At 52.7% G+C, this 26,712-nt stretch carries 23 protein-coding genes; 18 read left to right on the top strand and 5 right to left on the bottom strand.

Annotation, left to right across the window (positions count from 1 at the left end; genetic code table 11):
• Positions 1-23: 23 nt before the first annotated feature.
• The gene (locus B6A39_RS12635) at positions 24-1,076 is read left to right on the top strand and encodes an oxidoreductase (RefSeq protein WP_083006247.1); all 1,053 of its coding nucleotides are present in this window, start codon (positions 24-26) and stop codon (positions 1,074-1,076) included.
• Between the two features lie 261 nt (positions 1,077-1,337).
• On the opposite strand, the gene nudE is transcribed toward B6A39_RS12635, so the two are convergent.
• Positions 1,338-1,949 carry an ADP compounds hydrolase NudE gene (gene nudE, locus B6A39_RS12630; protein ID WP_083006245.1) on the bottom strand — a complete coding sequence of 204 codons (612 nt, stop codon included), beginning with the start codon at positions 1,947-1,949 and terminating at the stop codon, positions 1,338-1,340.
• Between the two features lie 70 nt (positions 1,950-2,019).
• On the opposite strand from nudE, the gene yrfG reads away from it, so the two are divergent.
• From yrfG to rsd, 9 genes are all read left to right on the top strand, one after another.
• Complete coding sequence (gene yrfG, locus B6A39_RS12625; protein WP_083007905.1) at positions 2,020-2,697, top strand: GMP/IMP nucleotidase; 678 nt, start codon at positions 2,020-2,022, stop codon at positions 2,695-2,697.
• The gene (gene hslR, locus B6A39_RS12620) at positions 2,698-3,087 is read left to right on the top strand and encodes a ribosome-associated heat shock protein Hsp15 (RefSeq protein WP_083006243.1); all 390 of its coding nucleotides are present in this window, start codon (positions 2,698-2,700) and stop codon (positions 3,085-3,087) included.
• A gap of 58 nt (positions 3,088-3,145) precedes the next feature.
• Entirely contained in the window at positions 3,146-4,021 is an 876-nt protein-coding gene (gene hslO, locus B6A39_RS12615; RefSeq protein ID WP_083006241.1) for an Hsp33 family molecular chaperone HslO, read from the top strand.
• Between the two features lie 310 nt (positions 4,022-4,331).
• Entirely contained in the window at positions 4,332-5,888 is a 1,557-nt protein-coding gene (locus tag B6A39_RS12610; RefSeq protein WP_083006239.1) for a phosphoenolpyruvate carboxykinase, read from the top strand.
• A 140-nt stretch (positions 5,889-6,028) separates the two neighbouring features.
• Positions 6,029-6,526, top strand: coding sequence for a peptide-methionine (R)-S-oxide reductase MsrB (msrB, locus tag B6A39_RS12605; protein WP_083006236.1), 498 nt, complete (start codon positions 6,029-6,031; stop codon positions 6,524-6,526).
• 66 nt (positions 6,527-6,592) lie between these two features.
• A complete protein-coding gene (locus tag B6A39_RS12600; protein WP_083006234.1) occupies positions 6,593-8,977 on the top strand; it encodes a Tex family protein in 2,385 nt (794 codons plus the stop codon).
• Positions 8,978-9,118: 141 nt separating this feature from the next.
• Entirely contained in the window at positions 9,119-10,759 is a 1,641-nt protein-coding gene (gene gshA / locus B6A39_RS12595) for a glutamate--cysteine ligase (RefSeq protein WP_083006232.1), read from the top strand.
• Positions 10,756-11,253, top strand: a complete 498-nt coding sequence (locus B6A39_RS12590; RefSeq protein ID WP_083006230.1) for a disulfide bond formation protein B — start codon at positions 10,756-10,758, stop codon at positions 11,251-11,253. The genes gshA and B6A39_RS12590 overlap by 4 nt, the downstream gene beginning before the upstream one ends.
• Positions 11,254-11,494: 241 nt before the next feature.
• A complete protein-coding gene (gene rsd, locus B6A39_RS12585; RefSeq protein ID WP_083006228.1) occupies positions 11,495-11,983 on the top strand; it encodes a sigma D regulator in 489 nt (162 codons plus the stop codon).
• 142 nt (positions 11,984-12,125) lie between these two features.
• On the opposite strand, the gene B6A39_RS12580 is transcribed toward rsd, so the two are convergent.
• Together B6A39_RS12580 and B6A39_RS12575 are read right to left on the bottom strand one after the other, a co-directional pair.
• The gene (locus tag B6A39_RS12580) at positions 12,126-15,200 is read right to left on the bottom strand and encodes an efflux RND transporter permease subunit (protein ID WP_083006226.1); all 3,075 of its coding nucleotides are present in this window, start codon (positions 15,198-15,200) and stop codon (positions 12,126-12,128) included.
• Entirely contained in the window at positions 15,184-16,281 is a 1,098-nt protein-coding gene (locus tag B6A39_RS12575) for an efflux RND transporter periplasmic adaptor subunit (RefSeq protein ID WP_083006224.1), read from the bottom strand. The genes B6A39_RS12580 and B6A39_RS12575 overlap by 17 nt, the downstream gene beginning before the upstream one ends.
• Positions 16,282-16,549: 268 nt before the next feature.
• On the opposite strand from B6A39_RS12575, the gene B6A39_RS12570 reads away from it, so the two are divergent.
• A complete protein-coding gene (locus tag B6A39_RS12570; RefSeq protein WP_083006222.1) occupies positions 16,550-17,524 on the top strand; it encodes a malate dehydrogenase in 975 nt (324 codons plus the stop codon).
• A 236-nt stretch (positions 17,525-17,760) separates the two neighbouring features.
• Here the strand turns inward: B6A39_RS12570 and B6A39_RS12565 are convergent, their stop codons facing one another.
• Positions 17,761-18,417, bottom strand: coding sequence for an HAD family hydrolase (locus B6A39_RS12565; RefSeq protein WP_083006220.1), 657 nt, complete (start codon positions 18,415-18,417; stop codon positions 17,761-17,763).
• Positions 18,418-18,592: 175 nt separating this feature from the next.
• Here B6A39_RS12565 and B6A39_RS12560 point away from each other — a divergent pair, with 175 nt between their 5' ends.
• Both B6A39_RS12560 and ptsP read left to right on the top strand, forming a co-directional pair.
• Entirely contained in the window at positions 18,593-19,090 is a 498-nt protein-coding gene (locus tag B6A39_RS12560) for an RNA pyrophosphohydrolase (RefSeq protein ID WP_083006218.1), read from the top strand.
• Between the two features lie 140 nt (positions 19,091-19,230).
• Entirely contained in the window at positions 19,231-21,492 is a 2,262-nt protein-coding gene (ptsP, locus tag B6A39_RS12555; RefSeq protein WP_083006216.1) for a phosphoenolpyruvate--protein phosphotransferase, read from the top strand.
• An 8-nt stretch (positions 21,493-21,500) separates the two neighbouring features.
• Here ptsP and B6A39_RS12550 read toward each other — a convergent pair whose 3' ends face one another.
• The gene (locus tag B6A39_RS12550; RefSeq protein WP_083006214.1) at positions 21,501-22,280 is read right to left on the bottom strand and encodes an NRDE family protein; all 780 of its coding nucleotides are present in this window, start codon (positions 22,278-22,280) and stop codon (positions 21,501-21,503) included.
• Between the two features lie 167 nt (positions 22,281-22,447).
• On the opposite strand from B6A39_RS12550, the gene B6A39_RS12545 reads away from it, so the two are divergent.
• From B6A39_RS12545 to B6A39_RS12525, 5 genes are all read left to right on the top strand, one after another.
• Positions 22,448-23,614, top strand: a complete 1,167-nt coding sequence (locus B6A39_RS12545; protein WP_083006211.1) for a response regulator — start codon at positions 22,448-22,450, stop codon at positions 23,612-23,614.
• Positions 23,611-24,408 carry a sulfite exporter TauE/SafE family protein gene (locus B6A39_RS12540; protein WP_083006209.1) on the top strand — a complete coding sequence of 266 codons (798 nt, stop codon included), beginning with the start codon at positions 23,611-23,613 and terminating at the stop codon, positions 24,406-24,408. Before B6A39_RS12545 ends, B6A39_RS12540 begins: the two co-directional genes overlap by 4 nt.
• 51 nt (positions 24,409-24,459) lie before the next feature.
• Positions 24,460-25,248, top strand: coding sequence for a prolipoprotein diacylglyceryl transferase (gene lgt / locus B6A39_RS12535; RefSeq protein ID WP_083006207.1), 789 nt, complete (start codon positions 24,460-24,462; stop codon positions 25,246-25,248).
• Between the two features lie 152 nt (positions 25,249-25,400).
• Positions 25,401-26,174, top strand: coding sequence for a thymidylate synthase (locus tag B6A39_RS12530; RefSeq protein ID WP_232318774.1), 774 nt, complete (start codon positions 25,401-25,403; stop codon positions 26,172-26,174).
• Positions 26,171-26,710, top strand: a complete 540-nt coding sequence (locus B6A39_RS12525) for a dihydrofolate reductase (RefSeq protein ID WP_083006203.1) — start codon at positions 26,171-26,173, stop codon at positions 26,708-26,710. Before B6A39_RS12530 ends, B6A39_RS12525 begins: the two co-directional genes overlap by 4 nt.
• Positions 26,711-26,712 lie beyond the last annotated feature (2 nt).

Below are 26,712 nucleotides of genomic sequence, written 5' to 3'. Positions count from 1 at the left end.
CGTCAAAATGACTAAGGAATGTAATGAAGGCGATTATCAACGTTGGCCTCGTTGGCTATGGATTTGCGAGTAAAACGTTTCATGCGCCACTCATTCAGGCAACGGAAGGCCTGGATTTGGTCGCAGTATCCTCCAGTGATGCCGCCAAAGTGCATGCTGACTTGGATGTTGAAGTTGAACGCCAAGCGCTGGCGTTATGTCAGCGCAGCGATATTGATCTCATTGTTATCCCTACACCTAATGACACGCATTTTCCGCTCGCCAAAGCAGCGTTGATGGCGGGTAAACACGTAGTTGTCGATAAGCCGTTTACCGTCACACTTTCAGAAGCCAAGCAGTTAAAAGCGCTGGCGACTGATAAAGAGCGTTTGGTATCGGTGTTTCATAACCGTCGCTGGGATAGTGACTTCCTTACCATTAAAGCGCTGCTTGAAGCCGGTACGTTAGGCCGTGTGACTGGGTTTGAGTCGCGTTTTGATCGCTTTCGTCCTGAAGTTCGTGACCGCTGGCGCGAAAAAGCTACACCAGGTGGGGGAATTTGGTATGACCTAGGCCCTCACTTGCTTGACCAGGCCTGTGAACTGTTTGGGATGCCAAATGCCATCATGCTGGATCTGGGCGTGCGCAGAGATGACGCCAAAGCCGATGATGACTTTTTAGCGTTGCTGGAGTACGACGGCTGTCGCGTTAGCCTCAGTGCTGGCACGCTGGTTGCCGAATCAACACCGCGCTTCCGCATTAATGGAACGAAAGGCAGCTACCTTAAATACGGCCTAGATCCTCAAGAAGATCGCTTAAAAGCGGGTGAGATGCCAACACCTGCCTGGGGTACCGATTCCCCAGGCACGCTGACGCTTCGCGAGGGAGACGGTGAGGATGCACCGCTAGTTCATCACGAACATGCTACTCAGGCGGGTGACTATCTCGCTTATTATCAAGGCGTGGCCGTCGCAATCCGCGATACAGCACCGCTGCCTGTTGATATTGACGATGCGCTGCGTAGCATGACGCTCTTAGAAGCTGGCTTAGACAGCCATCGCCAACGGCGCTGGATACCGCTAAAACACCATTTGTAAGCATTGGATGGAAAGCCTTTTGGCAGTGGCCAGGCACCCCTGGGGTCATCTTTGTAGGAGACCGATTTATCGGTGGTCCGACATCTCGGCGATGGCGGCGCAGCCGCCCAGGCAGAAAAGCCTGGGTCATCGTCGAAGTGTCGAACCAAAACTGAAGCTCCTTCCCACAAGGTACCGTGCCACTGATCTATTTTAGGAGGCCAAACCATCGCGAGCTGAAGCTCCCTTCTAGACTATTTGCCCGCGTTGACCGTTAACGCTTTAGAGTAAATCCATTGCGTTATTACGTTTCTCTTCGCGTAGCTTATCTCTTGCGATATAGAGCGCGGCGATGGCGCGGGCTTCGTGGAAGTCCTCTCGTAATAGCAGTGCCGGTAGTTCCTCAATGGCATGGGTTTCGACAACCAGCGGTTCTGGCTCGTCGCCCGGAAGGCGCTTGGGGTAAAGGTCGGTGGCCATTAACACCTGCATACGGTGGCGCATATAGTTAGGCGCAAGAGATAGCTCTACCAGCGGTTCAATGCGATGCGCGCCAAAGCCGCACTCTTCCATCAGCTCGCGGTTGGCAGCAGTGACAATGTCTTCACCGGGGTCAACTAGCCCCTTTGGCAGCGTCAGCACATAATCTTCAAAACCAGCCGCATATTCACGAATAAGCAGTACGTGCTCCGGGTCGGGCATGGCAATAATCATTACCGCGCCTCGGTCTGCGCCGGTTAAGCGTTCAAACTGGCGCTCTTCACCATTAGAAAAGCGCAAGTCAAGCGACTCAATCTGGAATAAACGGCTTTTGGCGACATTCGTTCGCGCCAAAATTTGCGGCTTTTTCAGGTAGCCTGGGGTATTGCCTGTTGAACCGTCGTGGAGTGACATCATGCCTCCGTGGCTGCAAAAAACGGGTTACGCTACAATAGCATGCTTATTCTTTCATACTGGAGCGGCAATGATTGATTGGCGCGAGATTGATACTGTCTTACTTGATATGGATGGCACGCTGCTGGACCTGCACTTCGATAGCCATTTCTGGCTAGAGCACCTGCCAAAACGCTACGTTGAGCTTCATCAGTTAGACGCAGCGAGTCAAGAAGCGCTGCGTGCCCGCATTATCGGTGAGCAGGGCACGTTAAACTGGTACAGTCTTGCATACTGGAGCCGCGAACTCGGAGTGGATATCGTAGCGCTGAAACGTGAAGTACAGCACTTGATAGGCTTGCGAAGCGATGCGCTAGACTTTTTAACCTGGCTGAAGCAAGCCCATCCCCGTGTCATTCTAGCGACCAATGCAGACCGTGCCAGCCTCGCGCTAAAATTACCGCTGACAGGGTTGGAAAACTACCTCGACGCCATCATCTCATCAGAAGATGTTGGCGCTGCCAAAGAAGAACAGGCTTTCTGGTTTGCGCTTCAAGAGCGAGAGCCGTTCGATTCTAAGCGAACGCTGTTTATCGATGATAATGCACACGTGCTCGAAAGTGCCCGTGAGTTTGGTATCAAGCACTTGTTAGGTATTAAGCAGCCAGATAGCCAGCGGCCTGAAAAAGAACTGCAAGAGTTTATTGCCCTAGACCGGTTTGCCCAACTGCTGCCAGATAACCTGCCAGGGCAGCGAGGAGAGCGTTAAATGAGCGACAGCGTTCGCTTGGATAAGTGGCTATGGGCAGCGCGTTTTTTCAAAACACGTGCCTTAGCCAAAAAAGCGATAGAAGGCGGTAAAGTCCACTATGACGGTGCCCGCGTAAAAACCAGCAAAAATGTTGAACTGGGGGCGCTTATTCGTGTTCCTCAGGGGTGGGATATTTTTGAGGTGGAAGTGGCTTCACTTTCCGACCAGCGTCGCGGCGCGCCAGAAGCCCGCAAGCTCTACGCTGAAACAGAGGAAAGCGTGCAGCGCCGTGCCAAAGAAGCTGAAGCGCGTCGTCTCACCAATGAAGCCATGCAGCACCCACTCAAACGCCCTGATAAAAAACAGCGGCGTGATATCCAGCGCTTCCAGCGCCAACAGGGCGATTAAACACGCGTTTATTCCTCATGGCGGTAAGCCTTCTCTCTACTTCTCCGACGGTTTCCTTATGTCTGATCAAATCCAACGTTTTATGTTTGACCAAACCAACGTGCGTGGTGAAATCGTCACGCTCAGCACGGCCTATCATGAGGTGTTAGACCGTCACGCCTATCCACCAGCGGTTAATGAATTGCTGGGTGAACTGTTGGCTGCGGTCGCTTTGCTAACCGACACAGTAAAACTAGATGGCACCTTAAGCATTGAAGTGCGTGGGCGAGGCTCGCTTGCACTATTAATGGCCGAGTCCAACCCCGGTGGAGAGCTGCGTGCGATCGCACGAATTGCGGAAGACGCTGTGCTGCCCAGCGAACATGCCAGTTTCCGAGAGCTGGTGGGTGAAGGCCAAATCGTGATTACCCTAGATCCAAGGGAAGGGCATCGATATCAAGGTATTGTTGCGCTTGATCACGCTACCTTGGGTGGCTGCCTAGAAGCCTACTTTGGCCAATCAGAACAGTTGCCAACCCGCCTTTGGCTCGCGGCTGACGGCGAGCGTGCAGGTGGATTGCTGCTGCAGCGCCTGCCCGATGCTTCACAAAACCAAGATGTGGACGCCTGGGAACGCAGCGTTCATCTCGCCGACACCATTAAGACTGAAGAGCTTCTAGGGCTGGAGCAGCGCGAAGTACTGTACCGGCTCTATCATGAAGAGACGGTTAGAGTCTTCGAACCGAAAGCACTACGCTTTGGTTGCACCTGCTCGCGGGAGCGAATGAGCCATGCGTTATACACGCTTGGCGAGGAGGAACTGCGCGATATTTTGCGCGAAGAAGGCGCAATCGATACGCAATGCCACTTTTGCCACACGAAATATCACTACACAGCCGCAGATATTGAAATTTTATTAGAAAATCCGGACGCGCCACCCCCGGTGATTCATTGATTGTGTAGTCGCAGATGATGGCATGAGTGTTGAAGCCGTATGTCTACCGCGCTAGTCATAGCAAAGCCTATAGGACGCCTGCCAAACGATTGTTTGAAAATTTACTGCGCTGCAACACAAAATGTAGTGTCATTGTAGTAGTTTAACTACAAGATATTTGATGAAAGCCCCCGTTTCCCGGGGGCTTTCTTTTTGCCATAATGCGCCGGACTTCAGCGCACTCAGCCCATGGTATTGGAAACAATAGGTGGCTGAGATGATTTCTCAAGGCGTCGTTGACGCCCGGTAAATTCGAGACCCAGGAATCGACATGACCACGACTCAAGCCGCTCCCCAAGCCCACGTTAATCTTAGCAGCGCCGAACTGATCGAGCGCGCCGTGGCCCGTGGTGAAGGCCGCCTGTCGGCTAACGGTGCGCTGGTGGTAAACACCGGTCTACGCACAGGGCGTTCACCGAAAGATCGCTATATCGTCGACGAGCCCTCTACTCGCGATAGCATCGATTGGGGAAGCGTGAACCGCCCATTTGATGCTGAGAAGTTTTCAGCGCTTTGGGCACGTGTAGAAGATTATCTGGGTAGCGGTGAGCACTTCGTAGCTGAACTTCATGTAGGCAGCGATAACACACACTACCTGCCAGTTCGTGTTACCACAGAAACTGCTTGGCAAAACCTGTTTGGCCGCACCATGTTTGTGCGCCCGCAGGCATACAACACAGCGGTTAAAGAAGAGTGGACGATTCTTAACGCCGCGGGCTTTGAGTGTGATCCAAGCCGCGACGGCACCAACTCTGATGGCTGTGTCATTATCAACTTTGCCGAGCGCAAAGTGTTAATTGCCGGTATGCGCTATGCCGGTGAAATGAAGAAAGCAATGTTCTCTGTGCAGAACTACTTGTTGCCAGAAGCTGACGTTCTGCCGATGCACTGCTCTGCGAACGTCGGTGAAGACGGCGAAACCTGCCTGTTCTTCGGTCTTTCGGGCACAGGTAAAACCACGCTTTCCGCTGATCAAGCACGCTACCTGATTGGCGATGATGAGCACGCGTGGGGCGACGGCATCGTCTTCAACATGGAAGGTGGCTGCTACGCTAAATGTATCGACCTTTCTGAGAAGAATGAGCCGGTTATCTGGAACGCAATTAAGTTTGGTACCGTGCTGGAGAACGTTGTTCTTGACGATCGTCGCGAGCCGGATTACGCCGACGACAGCCTGACTCAAAACTCTCGTGCCGCCTATCCGCTAGAGCACGTTGAAAAGCGTGTACCTGAGAACCTGGCAGGTGAGCCTAACGCTATCGTCTTCCTGACCTGCGACATGTCTGGCGTGTTGCCCCCCGTATCGATTCTCTCTAAAGAAGCTGCCGCGTACCATTTCTTGTCAGGCTACACTGCGAAAGTAGGCTCTACCGAAATGGGTTCATCTGAAGGCTTGGCTGCTACATTCTCAACCTGCTTCGGGGCGCCGTTCTTCCCACGTCCTGCGCGTGAATACGCCGACCTGCTGATCAAGCGGGTAGATAAGAAAGACGCTCAGGTTTATCTCGTCAACACCGGTTGGACAGGTGGTGCCTACGGTGAAGGTGGTTCACGTTTCTCTATCCCAACCACTCGCGCTATTATCAGTGCCATTCAGTCAGGTGTGCTTCGTGATGTTGAAACCCAGCACATCGATGGCCTTAACCTTCAAGTACCTGTAGCGGTGCCGGGTGTGGATTCTAGCCTGCTCAATCCTCGCGAAACGTGGGCTGACAAAGATGCCTATGATCGTCACCTGCAAGATCTTGCTACCAAATTCGTTGATAACTTCAAGAAGTTTGAAGGCGTTAACGAAGCAATTATCAAGGCAGGCCCGCAGTTAACCTGATATGTACAACAGGGTAAGGGTTGTCGAATGTTTGGATAGCTAATCGAACGTTTGGACAGTCAAGCAGTCAAAATGGGACAGCGCTACGGCGCTGTCCCATTTTTATGTCTGCGTCCTTGACGTGTTGAGGGAGTGCGCAAATGAAGCGACGTCATTTTATAGGTCTTGCGGGACTAACGGGGCTGGCAGGGATTCTTCCTGGCGTCTCGTTTGGCTTTCCGCGATTAGACCTTGAAGCAGCCCCCGACCTTGAAAAGCTTGAATTAAGCGAAGACGAATGGCGGGAACGCTTGTCTGATGAAGCATTTTACGTGCTGCGTGAAGAGGGAACTGAGCGTGCCTTTTCAAGCCCCTTAGACGGAGAGGTTGGGGAGGGGGAATACCGCTGTGCTGGGTGCGATCTTGTACTTTTCACCAGCGCAATGAAGTATGACTCTGGCACAGGTTGGCCAAGTTTTTTCGAGCATGTTGAAGGCCACTTGTTAAGCAAGTTGGATTTCAAACTGGTATGGCCACGCACGGAATATCACTGTGCACGTTGTGGAGGTCATCAAGGCCATGTCTTTGGTGATGGCCCTGAGCCCACCGGCTTGCGTTGGTGCAACAACGGTGTAGCACTGCGGTTTGTGCCTGTGTAGGGCGTTCATGCAGCGATTGTGGTACCTTGTCGGCACCTCGAATGCTGCATGAGTTAGTTGCACGTTATGGATGTCAAACAACGCATTATTTTACGCTTAGCCACTGAGCTAAACGTACGACCTGAACAGGTCTCCGCAACGGTAGAACTTCTGGATGGTGGCGCTACCGTGCCGTTTATTGCTCGTTACCGTAAAGAGGTGACGGGTGCCCTTGATGATATTCAGCTGCGCCAATTGGATGAGCGCCTGCGCTATTTGCGTGAGCTTGAAGAGCGTCGTGAAGCCGTATTAGCGGCTATCGACGAGCAGGGCAAGCTTGATACCACGCTAAAAGCAACGATTCAGGCAGCTGAAACTAAGCAGCGCCTAGAAGACTTATACCTACCGTTTAAGAAAAAGCGTCGTACAAAAGCACAAATTGCCCGTGAAGCGGGTTTAGAGCCATTGGCTGATGCTCTGTTGGCTAATCCGCAGCTTACTCCCGAGAGCGAAGCAGCGCAGTATTTGCGCCCAGCAGAAGGTGATATTCCCGCCATTGAAGATGCCAAAGCCGCCCTTGATGGTGCTAAGCAAATTCTCATGGAACGCTTCGCCGAAGACCCAGAACTCATTGGCCGGTTGCGTGAACGTCTGTGGCAGGAAGGCGAGCTAAGTGCCCGCGTGCTAGACGGCAAGCAGCAGGAGGGCGCGAAGTTCTCAGACTACTTTGAGCACGACGAGAAACTGGCCAAAGTGCCATCTCACCGTGCGCTTGCTATGTTCCGCGGTCGCAACGAAGGCATTCTAAGTCTGGCGATTCGTCTGCCAGGTGAAGAGGACGCACCGATTCACCCTGCCCAAGTGGCGATTGCCAAACAAGTAGGTGTTAGCGATGAAGGCCGCCCCGCCGATAAATGGTTGGGTGAAGTAGTGCGCTGGACGTGGCGTGTAAAGCTCTATACCGCGCTTGAAACCGAGTTGCTGGGCCGTCTGCGCGAGCAGGCTGAGCTCACCGCTATTGAGGTGTTTGCCGCCAACCTGAAAGACCTTTTGCTGGCAGCGCCTGCTGGGCAAAAAGTGACGCTAGCGATTGACCCAGGTTTAAGAACCGGCTGTAAGGTCGCGGTGGTAGATGCGACCGGTCAATTTATCGACCAAGCCACCATTTACCCTCATGCGCCGCAAAATCGCTGGGACGAATCGCTCAACGTGCTCGCCAAGCTGGTTAAACAGCATGGCGTTCAACTCGTTGCTGTTGGCAATGGCACCGCCAGTCGTGAAACCGACAAGCTGGCAGGTGATCTGCTGAAAGCGTCAGCACCCGAGCATCGTTTAAGTAAAGTAATGGTGTCTGAGGCCGGTGCGTCGGTTTACTCTGCGTCGGAATACGCATCCCGCGAGCTGCCGGATCTTGATGTCACTGTACGCGGCGCTGTCTCTATTGCCCGTCGTCTGCAAGACAAGCTTGCAGAACTGGTGAAAATCGAGCCGAAATCTATTGGGGTTGGTCAGTACCAGCACGATGTTTCCCAGGTGCAACTCTCACGTAGCCTGGAAGTCGTGATAGAAGATTGTGTTAACGCAGTCGGTGTGGATCTCAATACTGCCTCTAGCGCGCTGCTTTCACGTGTTGCCGGGCTAAGTGCTGTCATAGCTGAAAATATTGTTGCTCAGCGCAACGTTAAAGGGGCGTTCAAAAGCCGTAAAGAGCTGTTGGAAGTTAGCCGCCTTGGGCCAAAAACGTTTGAGCAGTGTGCTGGTTTTTTACGTATCAGCAATGCTGAAAATCCGTTGGACGCCAGCGCTGTTCACCCAGAGGCTTATACGCTTGTAGAGCGTATCGCCAAGCAGAATAGTCGAGATATAAAAGGTCTGATTGGTGATAGCGCGACACTAAAAGCATTGAAGCCTGCCGACTTCGCTGATGAGCGTTTTGGTGTTCCTACCGTCAGCGATATTCTCAAAGAGCTGGATAAGCCTGGCCGCGACCCGCGTCCTGAGTTTAAAGCGGCTGAATTCCGTGAAGGCGTCGAAACGCTCAAAGATCTGACGCTGGGAATGGTGCTGGAAGGTACCGTTACCAACGTGACCCACTTCGGTGCCTTTGTAGATGTTGGGGTTCATCAGGACGGACTCGTACACATTTCGGCTCTCTCCGATCGCTTTATCGATGACCCACGCAGTGTAGTCAAAGCAGGCGATATCGTTACCGTTAAGGTGATGAGCGTGGATATTCCCCGTAAGCGAGTAGGACTTTCAATGCGTTTGGATGATGAGCCAGAGCAGGCGCAAACAGCATCAAGTTCCACCAGCAGCGAGCCTCGCAAGTCTGCGCGTAGCCAGCGTTCGGCGAGTGCTGGGCAGAATGGTCGCGGACAGGGCGGTCAGCGCCAAGGCGGAAAGCCCAGCGAAGCAGCCGCGCCAATGGGAGCGCTCGGTGCAGCGCTGCTTAAAGCAAAGCAGGGCAAATAGTCGCGCGTCTTGAATATTTAATGGTTGCCGCCATATCCTGCCTTCTATTCTTGATGAAAAACGTGATGAGCCACATGGCGATACCAACTGATTTCAACAAGGCCTGCTATACGCAGGCCTTACTAACAAGGAGTGTTCACCTTGTCTGAACCTCTCACCGTGCCATCTACACTGACTGCCCAGGTAGAGCGATTGCTTCCGAGCGCGCGCTTAGGGCGTCTAGGTCGCCTGCGTCGCGGGTTGGAAAAAGAAGGCCTGCGGGTTGACGGCAATGGCCATATTGCTCAAACGCCGCACCCTTACGCCCTGGGTTCTAAGCTAACCCACCCACATATCACCACTGACTACTCCGAAGCGCTATTGGAATACATCACGCCAGTGTATTCAGAGCCAAAAGAGGCGTTGGCGTTTTTATCCGACCTGCACACGTTTACCTATCACCACTTGGAGAATGAGTGGATCTGGCCAGGCAGCATGCCATCTCGGCTTTCTGGTAACGATAGCGTGCCGATTGCCGACTACGGCAGCTCCAATGTAGGCACCATGAAGCATGTTTATCGTAAAGGGTTAGATGTGCGCTACGGGCGTATTATGCAGGCCATCGCTGGGGTGCATTACAACGTCTCTTTACCCGATGATATGTGGCACGCCCTGCGTGAGCTTGAAAAAGCCACCAATATTCCTTTTAACGATTATCGCTCTACACGTTATTTCGGCATGATTCGGCATTTTCGTCGTCATAGCTGGCTGCTGCTCTATCTATTCGGCGCATCACCCGCCATCGACAAAAGCTTTCTGCCAACAGGCGCCGTGCCTGAAAAACTTCAGTCGCTGAGCGACGATACTTATTACGCCCCCTATGCGACCACGCTGCGTATGTCAGATTTGGGTTACCAGAACAAAGTGCAGTCGCAGCTTAAAATCTGCTTTAACTCATTGTCGAATTACGTCAACACGCTACGGCACGCTATTTCCACCCCATGGCCAGACTACGAAAAACTGGGCGTGAAGAACGGCGATGATTGGCAGCAATTAAATGCCAATATTTTGCAGATTGAAAACGAATACTACAGCGACATTCGTCCCAAGCGAGTGGCCAAACACAACGAAACGCCCAGTCAAGCACTGGAAGCACGTGGTGTGGAGTACATTGAAGTACGCTGTCTGGATCTTAATCCCTTTGATCCATTGGGTGTCACTGAAGACCAAATGCGCTTTGTGGACACATTCTTAATGTGGTGTCTGTTAAGCGATAGCCCATGGATTTCAGACGAAGAGTGCGACCGCTTAGACGACAATCGCCGCTTAGTGGTAGAGCGTGGGCGTGATCCCGCGTTAAGCCTGGTGCACAACGGCATAGCAACCTCTGTCTGCGAGTGGGGCGAGCAGATTTTTGCGGAAATGGCTGAGGTAGCACGGCTATTGGATGCAGTAGAAGAGGGTACCCCTCATGCGTCGGCACTCGATGCGTTAGCGCCGCGGCTGAAAGATCCTTCTTTAACACCCTCTGCGCAGCTGCTAGCGCGCCTGGAGGCTGGTAATGGCTCGCTTAGCGATACGTTGTTGCAATTAGCTCAAGAGCAGGCCGACAAGTTGAAATCTACGCCCATGCTGCGTTCTCGTGAAGCACTGCTTGCTCAGTTGATCGAAACCTCGCACCAACAGCAGCACGATATTGAAGAAGCCGATCAAGAGAGCTTTAGTGAGTTCTTAAGCACTTACTTTGCCAAAGCCCGTGAATCCAGAGCGCTGTCTGCTATTTCACCAGAGGATGGTCAATGACATCATTAGCAGTTCGCCCCATCGCGTTAGCAGGGTTCGCCTTTTGCATACTAATGATGGCGGTAGCCCTGGGGCTTGAGCATATTATGGGGCTGGAGCCCTGCCCATTGTGTATTTTTCAGCGGGTCGCGGTAATTGCGGCAGGGATCGTGTTGGGTGTGGCCGCCCTTCATAACCCCAATGGTAAAGTAGGCAAGGCTATTTACGGTTTACTGGGGTTGGCCGCAGTTGGCACGGGTGCTTTTATTGCGGGAAGGCATGTATGGCTTCAAGGCTTGCCCGCTGACGAAGTGCCGACTTGTGGCCCAGGCCTTGAGTACATGATGGATATCTTGCCGATGCAAGAAGTCGTTGCCATGGTGCTTACCGGCTCAGGTGAGTGTGCTGAAATCGATTTCATGTTCTTAGGCCTGTCGCTGCCTGCATGGACCTTGATCGGCTTTTTATTGCTCGCGATCGCGCCTCTGCGTATTCTGTGGTCTTTAAAAACATAGTCTGTAAAAACATAGTCTGTAAAAGCATAGTCTTTAAAAACATAGTCTTTAAAAATATGGTCTGTAAAAATATGGTCTGTAAAAATATGGTCTGTAAAAAAGAGTTAAATAAGTGGTATGGTTTACGTCAATTGATTGGCCTCATTTAATTAAGTAAACCGTACCCGCTAGGATTGACAGGTGTCTACGGACGCGCGAGTCTAGCTTAGTTGGAGACGGCTATCTGCAAGGAGAAAGCCCCATGCTCGAAGATTGCAAAAATGCCCTGGAGCGCTGGGGGGGCGTGCATAGCTTGATTGATCGCTGGCTTGATCAGCGCCGCTCGCTGTTAGTCAGCTTCATTGAGCTGAAAGAAGCTTGTGACGCCGAATTAGAGGCGATTAGCAAAGCGCGCATAGACACCTTTAGTGAGTTGTTGATGGACTACATCAGCGCTGGGCACTTCGAGATTTACCCCCAGCTTGCTGAGGAAGCGAAGGCATTTGATGATGAGAGCGCGCTACACATTGCGGCAAAGCTCCTTGAGCGCTTAGAAATGTCAACGGCCATGGTACTGGAGTTCGATGAAGACTTCGCCTCACCGGTACGCTGCCAGCAGAATCTAGTGCGTTTACCTGCCTGGATTGATCGCTTAGCGAAAGGGTTAGCAGAGCGCTTCGCCCTGGAGGATCAGCTAATTGCACGCCTGCACGCCGCCCACAGCCCTCAACAGATGAAGTCACCTGCGTAGCGCTTTGCGCTGCCCCGCGGGTGCGCTTCGCTTGCCACGCGCTACAACCCCTGTGAATTCAGTATGTTTTGTAGCGCGGTGTAGCGAATCTTGCGAGGCACGAGCAACTGAGACACCCGCGAACAGTGTCCCAGCTGCAGCCTCACTTCTCACGCCTTAGCTTGCCGCCTATCACTAGCATGCAAGGGGTTAATAAGAGTGTCAGGGCAGTGGCGAAAGTAAGGCCGCCTGCAATCGCGCTGGACATTTGTGTCCACCATTGGGCGGAAGGGGCGTTAAACCCTAGCGCGGGTGCAAAAAGATTAACGTTGATCCCTAGCACCATCGGCATTAACCCCAGTACGGTGGTAATGGCGGTGAGAAGCACTGGCCGTAAGCGCAGGGTGCCTGCTTCTAAAGCCGCTTCTGTCGGGGACATGCCTTGGCCGCGCAGCTCGTTGTAAGTGTCGATCAAGACGATATTGTTGTTAACGACAATACCTGCCAGGGCGATAATACCCATGCCCACCATGACAATACCAAACGCTTGGCCAGTAATGAGCAGCCCCATCAAAACGCCCGCAGTGGAGAACACAATGGCCGATAGCACCAGTGCTGCTTGATAGTAGCTATTGAACTGTGTCACCAGAATCAGTGCCATTAGCCCAATCGCGATCAAGAAAGCGCTGATCAAGAACTGCATGGATTCCTGCTGATCTTCTTGTTCACCCGCCACATTAACCATCAAGCTATCGTCAAGTTGGCTTTGGCCTGCCTCTAGTAGTGCTCGCAACCGCTCATCCGCTAAATAGCCAGGTGCTAAATCGGCTTCAACAGTAATCGCACGGCGTCCATCAATACGATTCAGGGTGCCTACTTTGGGGGCGGGCGTAATGTCTACAAAGTGAGCAATAGGCACTTGGCCTCGTGGGGTGTTGATCGTCAGTCGTTCAAGCTGGTTGAGCGTGCGCCAGTGTTCCGGTAAGCGCACGCGAATATCCACCTCGTCAGTAACTGTGGGGGGGCGGTAGTTTGCAACTTGAAGGCCAGTGGTCAGTAGCTGTACGGCACTACCAATGGTGGTGATATCGGTGCCCATGCGGGCAGCGGCTTCACGATTAACCTTTACCTGCCATTCGACCCCGGGCAGGCTGCGGTTATCCTGGATGTCGGTAAAACCGCCTAGCTCGTGCATTAGTGCCGTAATCTGGTCAACGCCAGCGTTTGCGATGTCTGGATCAGTGGCGCTGACTTCGAGCACAATAGGTTTGCCACCGCCAGGCCCCATCTCCTGCTCACGAAACTCTAGCGTTATCCCCGGTAGGTCCTGGGTGCGCTCGGCCATGTCCGCCAAAATCGTGCGGGCTGGGCGACGCTGATACCAGTCCACAAACTGAAACTGCAACATGCCGATCACATCATTACCCATTTGTTGGTCGGGTACTGCAAAGGAGCGTGCATAAAGCGCTTCGACTTCCCCCATGCTGCCTAAGCGAGCCTCTACCCGTTGTAGAATGGTATCGGTTTCGTCAGCGGAAAAATCGCCACGAGCGCGTACCAGAACCTGAGCGCTGTCTGGTTCTACATTGGGGAAGAAATCGACACCATGATTAAAGCGTGCATAGCCAGTGTATAGCAGTGCAATGAGCAGCACTGCAAACATTAATACCCAGGCAGGGTGCTGCAGCAAGCGTCCTAGCAAGCGGCGATAGGCGCGCCCAAGCGACGTGCTTTCATCGACTGGGCCGGCCCCAGCAGTAGCTGTATGGGATGTGCGGGTAAATAGTCGACCCAGGGTAGGCAAAAACACCAACGCCATGGCGAGCGACGCAAGCAGGCATAAAATAACAGTAGCAGGTAGGTACTTCATAAACTGACCTACCACGCCTGGCCAAAACAGCAGCGGCACAAATACCGCAAGCGTTGTCGCAGTGGAGGCAATAACCGGCCAGCTCATGCGTGTCGCTGCATTCAGCCAAGCCTGGTGGGGAGATTGCCCTTCATGAAGGTGGCGGTCAGCAAGCTCGCTGACCACAATCGCCCCATCCACTAGCATGCCAGCGACTAAGATGAGCGCAAATAGCACCACAATGTTGAGCGTAAACCCAAACGCCCAAACCAGCAGAATGCCGGTTAAAAACGCACCGGGTATAGTCAGGCCTACCAGCAGCGCCATGCGCCAGCCCATCACGGCTACTACGACAATCAATACCAATACCACCGCGGTGAGCACGTTATTTAATAGCTCAGAGAGCATATTTTGAACGGTAACCGACTTATCTAAAATCGTAGTGATACGTAGCTGATCCGGCAGCAGGTCTCCCGCTTGAGCAAAGCGCTCTCTCACTGCGTCAATGGTGGCGATGATATTCGCCCCAGCGCGTTTGGAAATTTCCAGCACTACTGCAGGCTGGCCGTCGATGCGGGCAAATCCTTCGGGGTCTTTGTAGGTCGGTAATATCCACGCAACATCGCCAAACGTGACGACCTGATCGCCGTCAACTTTCACCGGCATATCCATGACATCGTTTAACGATTCGATAATGCCCGGTACTTTTAGTGCTAGTCGCCCAGCACCAGTATCCAAGCTCCCTGCAGCGACCAAACGATTATTGCGTGAAATTTGATTAAATAGCGTATCAAAATCAACACCATAGCTTTCCAGTACCAGCGGATCAACGACGATTTCGAGTAAGTCCTCTCGGTCGCCAGCAATGTCGACCTCCAGGACGTCAGCAATGCCCTCTATTTCCTCTTTCAAACGCCGCGCAATAGTTACCCGTTCGCGGGTATCCAGCTCGCCAGAAAGGCCGATACTCAGCACCGGAAACTCGGAGACGTTCACCTCCATGACCCGTGGTTCATCAGCTTCATCCGGTAAGCTGCTGCGGGCGATATCCACGCGTTCGCGTACATCAGAAAGCGCTGTATCCGGATCAAAGCCAGGATCAAACTCCAGCGTCACCGACCCATGTCCCTCGCTGGACTGGGCGGTAAATTTGCGCAGCCCTTCAATTCCGCGCAGCTCCTGCTCCATAGGGCGGATCAGCAGGCGCTCGCCATCTTCCGGGCTAACGCCCTCCAAAGAAAGAGAGACGTAAATGATCGGGATAGTGACGTCTGGATTCGCCTCTTTCGGAATCATCTGCCAGGCAGTTGTACCCGCCAGCAGCAGACCAGCCAGAAGCAGTAGGGTAGTGCGTGTGTGGGTTAACGCCGCATTAATCAACTGCCGCATGACCACCTTCCTGGGTATGGGGAGACACCGGCGTTACGGTTTCGCCTGGGTTGACCAAGCCTGCGCCGAGGGTGATCAACTGCACGGAGTTAGGTAAGCCGGTAACGTAGGCACGTTCGGTATCAGCACTGACCAGCTCAATAGCCGTTTGGGCAACGCGGTTATTCTCAACAACATGTTTGATGGCTAATTGGCCCTGCTCATTGAGGCTAAATAGCGCGGGGGATAAGGTATGCACCTGACGAGGTGGTAGCGTTATGGTGAATTCAGCGCTGCTCCCTGCTAAGCGCTGCCTTTCTGGGTTGTCGAGTGTTATTTCGATATAGAACGTGCGAGTGGCTTCTTCTGCGCGGCTACTAATGTAAGACACTTCACCGGAAAGCGACTGGCCATTGAGCAGTCGTGCTGTGACTGGCAAGCCAACGCTCAATTCGCCTATTTGCTGTTGGGACACCCAAGCGGTACCGGTTAACTGCCGGTCGTCTATCAGTCGTGCCCACTCTTCGCCGGGTTGCAATAAGTCGCCTAACTCAACTTGGACGCGGTCTAGCACGCCTTCAAAGGGCGCAGTTGGGCGGGTATCACTTAACTGCTTTTCCAGCTGAGCTACCTGGGCGGCGCTGGCGCTTAGTGCACTCTGCAGACGCAACAATTCTGGCTGAGAAATCAGCTCACGGCGGCGTAGGCTTTGAGCACCCGCGTACTCCGCTTCTGCAAGTGTTAACTCATCACGTGCTTGCTGTAGGCGTTGGGGCAGCGCGTCGTTGTCCAGTACCAGCAGTGTATCACCTCGGTTGACGGTTTCTCCTTGGGCCACCGGTTTTTCTGCAACATATCCCGTCACGTTGGCCCGCAACAGTGTCTCTCTTTCCGCGGTTAGCTGGCCTTGCAGCACATGGTTAGGAATATAGGGCGCGCTCTGCTGGGTTATCACCTCTACACGAGGTGTTGAGTCGCGCTCAGTGGCATTTACGTCAGGTGGACTGCTTTGGAAACGTTGGAAATCGCCAACCGCTAGCCATATCACAAGCGCCAGAACTAGCAGGCTAGCAAGCGCGTAAGAGTAGGGGATTCGTCGCATGGGGTAGTTATATCCGTATTAACCCAAAAAAATCACACAAGGTAAGTCATGCTGAGGGGTAAGTCATACTAAGCGTTACGGCTTAGTGACCGACACACCATAGCGCAACTGACGTCTGGCAGCGAGTACCAAGCCGCTGAGAGAATGGGTAGTAGTCTCATGTATGATTGAGTTTTTGCACATCTGGGCATACCATCTTTGCGTCTTGAGTTCTGTCGTCCCACTCTCAGGCGAGAACCCACACTAGGCGAACCATCAAGGAGCAATGATGAAAGATCCAGTACGTATTGCGATTACCGGCGGTGCCGGCCAGATCAGCTACTCTCTTATTTTCCGCATCGCCGCTGGCGATATGCTGGGGTCGGATCAGCCAGTCATTCTCCAGCTTCTCGAAATTCCCCAGGCCATGGACGCCCTGAATGGCGTTGTCATGGAAGTGAACGACTGTGCCTTCCCGTTGGTACAAGACATCGTTGCCACTGATGATCCGAACGTTGCCTTCAAAGATGCCGATTTCGCCTTGCTGGTAGGCGCACGCCCGCGTGGCCCGGGTATGGAGCGTAAAGATCTGCTGGAAGCCAACGCCGCGATCTTCTCTGTACAAGGTAAAGCGCTGAACGATCACGCTAGCCGTGATGTGCGCGTACTCGTTGTCGGTAACCCGGCTAACACCAATGCATTGATTGCTTCTTGCAATGCGCCGGACCTCGATGCAGGCCAGTTCACTGCGATGACGCGTTTGGACCACAACCGTGCGCTGACACAGTTGGCTCAGAAAACCGGCAAGCACGTTACTGACGTTGACAGCATGATTATCTGGGGCAACCACAGTGCTACTCAGTACCCTGATCTGGCGCAGTGCAAAGTAGACGGCAAAGCCGCCTTCGATCTGGTCGAGCGTGACTGGTACGAAAACGACTTTATCCCGACAGTACAGCAGCGCGGTGCGGCGATTATTAAAGCCCGTGGCGCGTCTTCTGCAGCATCTGCGGCATCGTCAGCGATTGATCACATGCGTGATTGGGCGCTGGGTTGCGATGGCATCGTTAGCATGGCGATCCCGTCTGACGGCAGCTACGGCATTGAAGAAGGTATCATCTACTCCTACCCAGTGCGTTGTCAGGGTGGCAAGTATGAAATCGTTCAAGGCTTTGAGTTGGACGCGTTCAGCAAAGAGAAGATGCAGGCTACCGAGAAAGAACTGCGTGAAGAGCGCGCGGCCGTTGAGCACCTGCTCGGCTAAGTACGCTGGCTGGCGTTCTTTGAACTGTTCTAAAAACAGTTTTAAGAACAATGCCTAGTAATACCAAACCCCGCAATCATAGTGCTTGCGGGGTTTTTTATTGGGCGGCTGCGCCGTTCGCGGGTGCCTCATTTGCTCGTTCCCCGCAAGATTCGTTACCACGCGCTACGGTTAACGTACTGAATTAACGGGTTTGTAGCACGTGTAAGCGTCAGCGCACCCGCGAATCAGTTGGCTCAATCGCGCAGGCTCATAATGCGCCATTGGCGTTCTTCAGCAATTTGGCGGAGGGTGTCGTCGGGGTCGACAGCAACCGGATGCTCTACTTGTTCAAGGAGGGGAAGGTCGTTGTGAGAGTCGCTGTAAAACCATGCGCCGTCCATGGTGAACTCTTGGCCCTCAAGCCACTGCTTTAAACGAGTCACTTTGCCTTCACGGTAGCTGGGAGTGCCCGCCACTCGACCGGTATAGCGGCCGTCTACTATTTCTGGGTCAACAGCAATCAAGTCGTCCACGCCCAAACGATTAGCGATGGGGGCAGTAATAAAGCGATTAGTGGCGGTGATGATCAGTAGCGTATCGCCTTTTGTGCGGTGTCGAGCCAATAGCTCTTCTGCTTTAGGCAAGATATTCGGCTCGATTTTGCTGGCCATAAACTGCTGGTGCCAAGCGGCCAACTGTTCCGGCGTATTTTCAGCCAGTGGCTTCAATGCCATTTCCAAAAAAGCCGCCATGTCTAGCGTGCCTGCATTGTAGTCCGCCATGAAGCGCTCATTGGCCTCGCGGTAGGCAATTGGATCAACGGCCCCCTGTTCGAGCAAAAACTCGCCCCAGGCATGATCGCTGTCGATGGATATCAGCGTATTATCCAAATCGAAAATAGCCAGACTCACGGCGCTCCCCTTATGGTTAAGTTAGTCGTCAATATTGGTCGTTGGCGATGGTTCGCAAAGCGGCGGATTATCGCAGAGTCACCTTGGTTTAACCACTTAGCGTTATATTGTATTGATACGCTTGTCTCCCTTGTGGAAAAATGGGGACAACTGAAAATTTATTAAGGTGATGTCCGTGATCGACGCTGACGGCTTTCGCCCCAATGTTGGCATTATTATTGCCAATAGCCAGGGGCAGCTGCTTTGGGCGCGTCGTGTAGGGCAAAACGCGTGGCAGTTTCCCCAGGGAGGCATCAAGGCTAACGAAACACCACATCAAGCGCTTTTTCGTGAGCTTTTTGAGGAGATCGGTCTAACCGCCGACGATGTTGATATTGTCGCCTGCACCCGGGGATGGCTGCGCTACCGTCTGCCACGACGCATGATACGCACCCACTCAAGGCCGGTTTGTATCGGCCAAAAGCAGAAATGGTTTTTACTCAAGATTCGCTGCCAAGAAAACCGAATCTGCATGACGGCAACGCCTAAACCCGAGTTTGATGGTTGGCGGTGGGTAAGTTACTGGTACCCACTAGGGCAAGTGGTGCCGTTCAAACGAGAGGTATATCGACGCGCGCTACGGGAGCTTTCTCCTCGCGTTCAGCGTTTGGCGCAACAAGATTACGATGGGTAACGTGCGCTCCACTGTTTCAGGAAGCTGTTCTAGGTAAACTGTTCAAAAGAAACAGTTCAAAGGCGACGCTTCGAAGGACGCAGTGACAGCTGGCCGAAAATCCCTCAGCGAGGCAAATAATAGTGAATAGGAAAACGTCCATGCTTGAGGTACTGCGACGCGTCATTCAAGAAGTGAATGGCGCTCGAAACCTCGACGCCGCGCTGTCAACGATGGTACGCCGCATACGAAAGGCCATGCAGACGGATGTATGCTCCTTCTATTTATATGATAAGGAGCTTGAGTCACTCGTATTGATGGAAACAATTGGCCTGCGCACGCAAGCAGTTGGTCGCGTTGTGCTTCCGCTTGGCGAAGGCTTGGTAGGTCTAGTGGCTAAGCGCAGCGAGCCGCTTAATTTAGAAGATGCACAGAGTCATCCTCACTTTCGTTATTTTGAAGCAACTGGCGAAGAGCGTTACTCAAGCTTCTTAGGGGTGCCGATTATCCATCAGCGCCTCATGCTGGGCGTTTTGGTCGTACAGCAAGCTGAAAAACGTCAGTACGACGACGAAGATGAAGCTTTTCTCGTCACCATGGCTGCTCAGTTGGCAGGCGTGCTAGCTCACGCGCTTGCTACCGGCAACCTTGCTCGCCCTGCGCTTCCGGGTGGGCAAGCCATGTTTAAAGGCGTGGCTGCTTCCCCAGGAATGGCCATGGGGGAGGCGGTGGTGATCACGCCGCCCGCTGATCTTAACAGCGTGCCTGATCTTATTCCGAGCGATCAAGACTATGAAGTCGCACGACTAAAGGAAGCCATTGGCAAAACACGCGATGAAATCCGCGCAGCGGCAGAGCGCTTGGTTAATCGTATTTCTTCCCAAGAGCTGGCGCTATTCGACGTTTACCAGCAAATGCTTGGCGAAGCGGCGCTCTCTGAAGAAGTGGAAAAGCGTATTCGTGAAGGGCAGTGGGCACCTGGTGCGTTAGCCGATGTCGTGCGCCGCCATGTGCAATACCTTGAACGCGTAGACGACGATTATTTGCGTGAGCGAGCGGCGGATATTCGTGATCTTGGTCGTCGTGTGTTGGCTCATCTGCAAGAAGACACGCCTTCGACCCCAGAAACCTACCCAGAAAACGCCATTTTAGTAGGCGATGAAATCAGCGTTGCCATGTTGGGAGAGGTGCCAAGGGACAAGCTAAAGGGCTTGGTGTCTGTGCGCGGTTCAAGTACCTCGCATGTTGCTATTGTCGCCCGTGCCATGGGTATTCCGACGGTGCTTGGGATGGTGGATCTCCCGCTGCCACGTTTAAACGGCGCGCCAGTAGTGCTTGATGGCCACCGAGGGCGGCTGTTTGTGCGACCAGCGCCAGAGCTAAGAACTCGCTACGAAAGCTTGATTGCTGAGGAAGCAGCGCTGAGCGAGCTACTGGAGCACGAACAAGACTTGCCCAGCGAAACGCCAGATGGCCATGCCATGCCATTAATGGTCAATACTGGGCTAGCGGTTGATGCTTCGGCGTTGCTTAAAAGCCGTATCGGCGGCGTAGGCCTATATCGAACCGAAGTGCCGTTTATGATTACCGAGCGCTTTCCCGGTGAAAAAGAACAAATGCGCATGTACCGCGAGCAGTTGGAAGGCTTTGCACCATTGCCGGTGGTAATGCGAACACTGGATATCGGCGGCGATAAAGATCTGCCTTATTTTCCCATTGAAGAAGCTAATCCATTCTTGGGTTGGCGGGGAATGCGGGTAACCCTCGATCACCCAGAAGTATTGATGGTACAGCTGCGTGCGATGCTGAAAGCATCGCATGACTTGAATAATCTCTATGTGCTCTTCCCGATGATTACCAATGTGGAAGAGGTGGATGAAGCGATTCGTCTGCTGGATCGTGCCATTTTAGAGTTAGGCGAAGAAGGTATTGACGTCAAACGGCCTAAAGTGGGCGTTATGATTGAAGTACCTGCCACTATTTATCAAATGGATGCGCTGGCGAAGCGGGTCGATTTCTTCTCGGTGGGTAGTAACGACCTTACGCAATATTTGCTAGCGGTGGATCGTAACAATCCTCGCGTATCTAGCCTGTACGATGCGTTGCACCCGGCGCTGCTGGGGGCGCTGCAAGAACTCGCCCAGGATGCCACTCGGCTAGAAAAGCCTATATCGCTTTGCGGGGAATTAGCGGGTGACCCTGCTGGTGCGCTGCTATTAATGGCCATGGGATTCACCAGCCTGTCTATGAATGCTCCTAGTCTGCCTAGAGTGCGGGCCGCTATCCGCCGAGTGCCGATGCACGATGCACAAACGCTGCTTAAAGAGATCATGGATCTGGATACTCCAGCATTAGTACATGAGCATCTTAATCAGCGTATGGATGAGTGGCAGCTTTCACACTTAATGCCGCCGCGAGATTAGTGCTGGGGCTAGTATAGCGACTGGGGGCGTGGTGCTATCAATGTGGTTTCTCCCTCAAAACGACCGAGTGGTCCAAACCGCTGCTCGGTTATCTCCACTTCTCCCCGGTTGTTTAGCGTTAGCCAAGTGGTTGCACGAGTGCCGTAGTGTTCGCCAACAATAAATGCGGAGGAGAGCTGGCGCTCCAGCGTTAAGCCGACACCCGTATCGGGTAGCTGCTCATCAGGTGCGGTTTGAGGGTTATGCAGCGCAAATTGCGTCGCGGCCTGCCACTGTTCGTCATTACTATTTAACAAGGCGGCGCGAACCAGATTTAATTTTGGCCAGGGGGTATTCAGGGTTGCATTTGACAAGCCATGTACTCCCGGGGGCACGCTATTAAGCGCTACCCCATGACGGCCACGGTGCAGGTGCCACATGCGGTGTTGTGTCGCAACCAAAAGATTAAATCCGGCATAACGATGTGCGGTCGTGCGCTCCTGTGTTTTAAGCCATGCTTCCACATCGTCACTTTGTAAAACGCTAGCAACAAGTTCGCCTCGGCTCGGCGCGTTAGTGGGTGTCACCAGGTCGGGGTCACGCACATTGGTCAGCGCTGCAACAACGCCTTGTGAATTGGCGGCTAGCCACGTACCCCCGGCTTCCAAGTCGCGCCCTCCCAGTAAGGCGGTGTGTTCTCCCCAGTGAGCAAGAGGTGCAGTAGGCCGCTGATGGAATTCATCTCGGTTGCCTGCCAAGCGTAATGGTATTGACGAGCCAGGGGACCAAGAGAAGGTGATTAAACACATAAGTAAGGCTCACGAATAGTAACAGGACCTCAATCAGTCAGTGTGGCATGACAGTATTGAGGCGTAGACATACACTTAACATTAATATAAATATGCTCAGCCATGCTATGACTGCCAACATGTTAAGGCGAAATGTTTAAAAAGCCACCTAGGAAGGCGCACACACTATGCAATGCTATCAGCGAGAGCACTTCTGGAATGCGATTGTCTGGCCTGTTCTGTGGCCTCTTTTACTCATTCAGGCGGCCTTGGTACTGCTTTGTGTGTTGGTAGGGCTGGTGGTCTGGGGGCTCTCCCCCAGCCAAACATCGTGGAGTACCACTCTGTGGTTGACCCTCGCGTTGCTACTAGGCAGCTGTTTGAACGTCGGTGTTTTTTTGATGCTGGTTAAGAGTCGCGCAAAGCAAAAAGACACCCGTTTCATGCAAGAGTTGGCTGAGTTAGAGCGCCATGCCGCCACATTGGTTAATCGAAAAGCGGGGCAGGCTCCTTCAAAGGCGAAAGATATCGGTGAGGAGCTACCACTTAAGCGCTTAGCAATGGTCAATCAGCTGTTAGCAGACGTCATTCGTGCAGGTGAGGATGTCCAGCACCTAGCTACTTCAAGCGGGCCATTCCGACCCGATCAAACCTTGCTTGATGACCTTCATCACCAGCAAAAACAGTTGAAGCACCTCATTGCTGGGCGCGACCGTGCGCGGGAAGAGTCACGCTTGAAGTCTGGTTATCTAACGTTACTTCAGCGCGAAGCCGACAATCTGTTTGATCATTTGAGCGATATGTTACAGATGGATAATTCAGAAACATGTCACAAGAATATTACTCACGTGCGAGAGCGACTCGCGGATATACGCGCACTGCTTACTAATTTTGTTCAGCAAAGTGCTAATGAAACAGATGCTTATGAGCAGCCGCTTCCAGCTTCTGAGCGCAAACTACGTATCTTGGTAGTTGACGATGGCCCTGTTAATTTAATGCTTGCGCGCCAAATGCTCGAAACCCAGGGGTTTCAGGTAGACGGCGTCAGTAGTGGTGAGCAGGCTTTAGACTGCCAGCAAACGGTTTTTTATGATCTCGTGTTTATGGATATTTTTATGCCAACCTTAGACGGGCTAGAAGCCGCACGCCGCTGGCGAAACTTTGAGCGTCATAGTGGCAGTCAGCGGCGCAGTGTTTTGATTGCTCTCACCGCGAACGTTGATAATGCTGGTCATGGCGCTTATAACGCCGCAGGAATGGATGACGTACTAGCCAAGCCCTATAAACCTGAAACACTGCTCAGCATGATTAGCAAATGGGTTCCTGTCGCGAATAGTCAGGTGCAAAATAAATGACAATATTAAGTATTTTGGCAGGGTATTTGTTGCTAGGCGCAGTGGCAGGCACCATGGCTGGTTTGTTTGGAGTAGGGGGCGGTTTAATCATTGTGCCTGCGCTTGTCTTTGCATTTGGCCTGCAAGGGGTTGCTCCTGACATCATCATGCATCTTGCGGTAGGCACCTCCCTGGCAACAATTGTAATCACAGGGGCTTCGTCAGCATTAGGGCACTACCGGAAAGGCAGTATTCATAAGCCATGGTTCATGGCGTTGTTGCCCGGACTTATGTTGGGAGCCATCGGGGGTGTATTTATTGCTGGCAACCTTTCTGGCACCGTTTTGGGAACATTATTCGGGGTGTTCGTATTGCTGTTGGCAACCAAAATGATTGTTGGCCTTTCGCCAAAGCCAGGCAGTACGCCACCGGGAAAAGTTTCTATGACCATTGCAGGTGGCGTAGTGGGGGCCATATCAGCACTGTTTGGTATCGGAGGAGGCACAATGACAGTGCCTTGGCTTTCACGGTGTGGTGCAAGCATGACCCAAGCGGTGGGAACCTCTGCGGCGTGTGGCTTACCAATAGCGGCGGTTGGGGCGTTAACGTTTATTGTTGTAGGGTGGGGGAATCCGCTTCTTCCCCAGTGGGCGACAGGCTTTATCCTGTGGCCAGCCTTTCTTGGAATTGTGCTAACAAGCGTTCCCTTTGCGCGGCTTGGCGTACGCTTGGCCCATATTCTCCCTGCCAACGTGCTTAGGTTTTCATTTGCAACGCTGTTGGCCGTGGTGGGTTTGCGCTTCATATTGGCGTAATTCACTGATGCCACACTGCTGTTTTCTTTCTGTTTGCTTTAGAGATTCTCGATGATTAATTATCCAACGATCGACCCTGTAGCGATTTCACTTGGCCCGTTGCAGGTGCATTGGTACGGCTTAATGTATGTGGTGGGGTTTGTTGCGGCATGGTGGCTGGGGTGTAAACGGGCGCCACGTATTGAGCTTACGAAAGATGATATCGGTGATTTGCTTTTTTACTGCGCCATTGGTGTGGTGGTGGGGGGGCGATTAGGATACGCACTGTTTTACGGACTAGGACAGTGGACGGCTGACCCGTTATGGGTGTTCCGCGTATGGGATGGCGGCATGAGTTTTCATGGTGGTTTATTAGGCGTACTGCTTGCCGCATGGTTATTTGCCCGTCGTAAACAACTAGCTTTTTTTACCCTCGCGGACTTCATTGCCCCGCTGGTACCGATTGGTTTAGGTGCAGGGCGAATTGGTAATTTCATCAACCATGAGCTACCCGGGCGGGTGACGTCACTACCGTGGGGCATGCCCTTCCCTGGTATGGGGCCAGAGCCACGCCACCCTTCAGCGCTTTACGAAGCCTTTCTGGAAGGTGTCGTGCTGTTTGCTATTTTATGGTGGGTATCTGCCAAGCCGCGCGCCCGAGGATTTGTCTCTGGCTTGTTCTTGTTAGGTTACGGCGTCTTCCGCTTTATGGTTGAATTTGTACGCATGCCTGATGCCCACATCGGTTATCTCGCCTTTGGCTGGTTCACCATGGGTATGCTCCTTACGCTCCCAATGATTGCGTTAGGCCTTGTTCTCATCGTCTGGTCCCGCAATCAACCCATTGATGCCAAGGTGTAGAAAGTGAGGAGTGAGGGTCACAGGAATGCTTCTGGTCGCATGATGCTTACGCGTATAGAATATGTACCCAAATTGATTTTTAATCTGGAATTTCTGTGACTGCAATAACGCCCCCGCCAAAAGAAGCGCTTGAACAGCCGTATCTCGATCTAATGCGCACCGTGATGGAGCAAGGCGTTGACCGGAATGATCGCACTGGCGTTGGTACGCGCTCAGTGTTTGGTCATCAGATGCGTTTTGACCTCTCTCGTGGTTTTCCGCTGCTAACCACTAAAAAGCTGCACCTGCGCTCAATTATTCATGAGCTGCTGTGGTTTCTAAAAGGAGATACCAATATCGGGTATCTCAAAGAGAATGGCGTACGCATCTGGGACGACTGGGCTGATGAAAACGGTAATCTGGGTCCGGTCTATGGTTATCAGTGGCGCAGTTGGCCGAATCCCAATGGCGGTAGCGTCGATCAGATTTCTAACGTGTTAGAGCAAATTCGCACCACACCTCAATCACGGCGACTGATTGTGTCGGCCTGGAATCCAGGTCAAGTTGATGAAATGAAACTGCCGCCTTGCCACTGTTTATTTCAATTTTATGTGGCCAATGGGCGTTTATCGTGTCAGCTTTACCAACGCAGTGCAGATATTTTTTTAGGTGTGCCGTTTAATATTGCAAGCTATGCATTGCTGCTCAGTATGGTGGCCCAGGTAACAGGCTTAGAGCCCGGGGAGTTTGTACACACACTGGGCGACGCCCACCTTTATAGCAATCACTTGGATCAAGCCCAGGAACAGTTGAGCCGCACACCTAAAACGCCGCCACGCTTGGTGCTAAATCCCCAGGTAACTGATTTGTTTGATTTCACCTTTGACGACATTCATATCGAAGACTACGAATCACACCCCCATATCAAAGCAGAGGTAGCCGTATGAGTCAGCAGCAACATGCTTATGACCCCCTGGTGCCAATAGCGATGATTGTGGCGATGGCTAAAAATAGGGTGATTGGTGTCGACGGTAAGTTGCCTTGGTATTTGCCTGAAGATCTAAAGTTCTTCAAGCGTATGACTCAGGCCAAACCACTCGTCATGGGACGCAAAACCTATGCATCAATAGGCAAACCGTTGCCCAATCGGCTCAATATTGTGGTAACGCGTGATGCAAATTTTGCCGTTGAAGGTGTGCGGGTATGCCATGAGCTACCTGCGGCATTGGCTTTAGCCGACCAGCAGGCCACTATTGAAGCCGCAGAAGAAATTATGGTGATGGGAGGGGGAGAGATTTATCGCCAAGCGCTTCCTTATGCCCAGCGCCTCTATATTACTGAAGTAGATGTCGATGTCGATGGTGATGCCATTTTCCCAGAATTCTCTATGGATGAGTGGCAGGAAGTTCAGCGTGTGGCGGGCAAACCAGCAGAAGGGCAGCCCCAATACGACTTTGTAGTCTACGAGCGGGTCGCCGACTGATC

The sequence above is a fragment of the Halomonas sp. GT genome, assembly GCF_002082565.1.
Lineage (GTDB): Bacteria > Pseudomonadota > Gammaproteobacteria > Pseudomonadales > Halomonadaceae > Vreelandella.
This window is presented reverse-complemented; position numbering and strand designations above follow the sequence as displayed.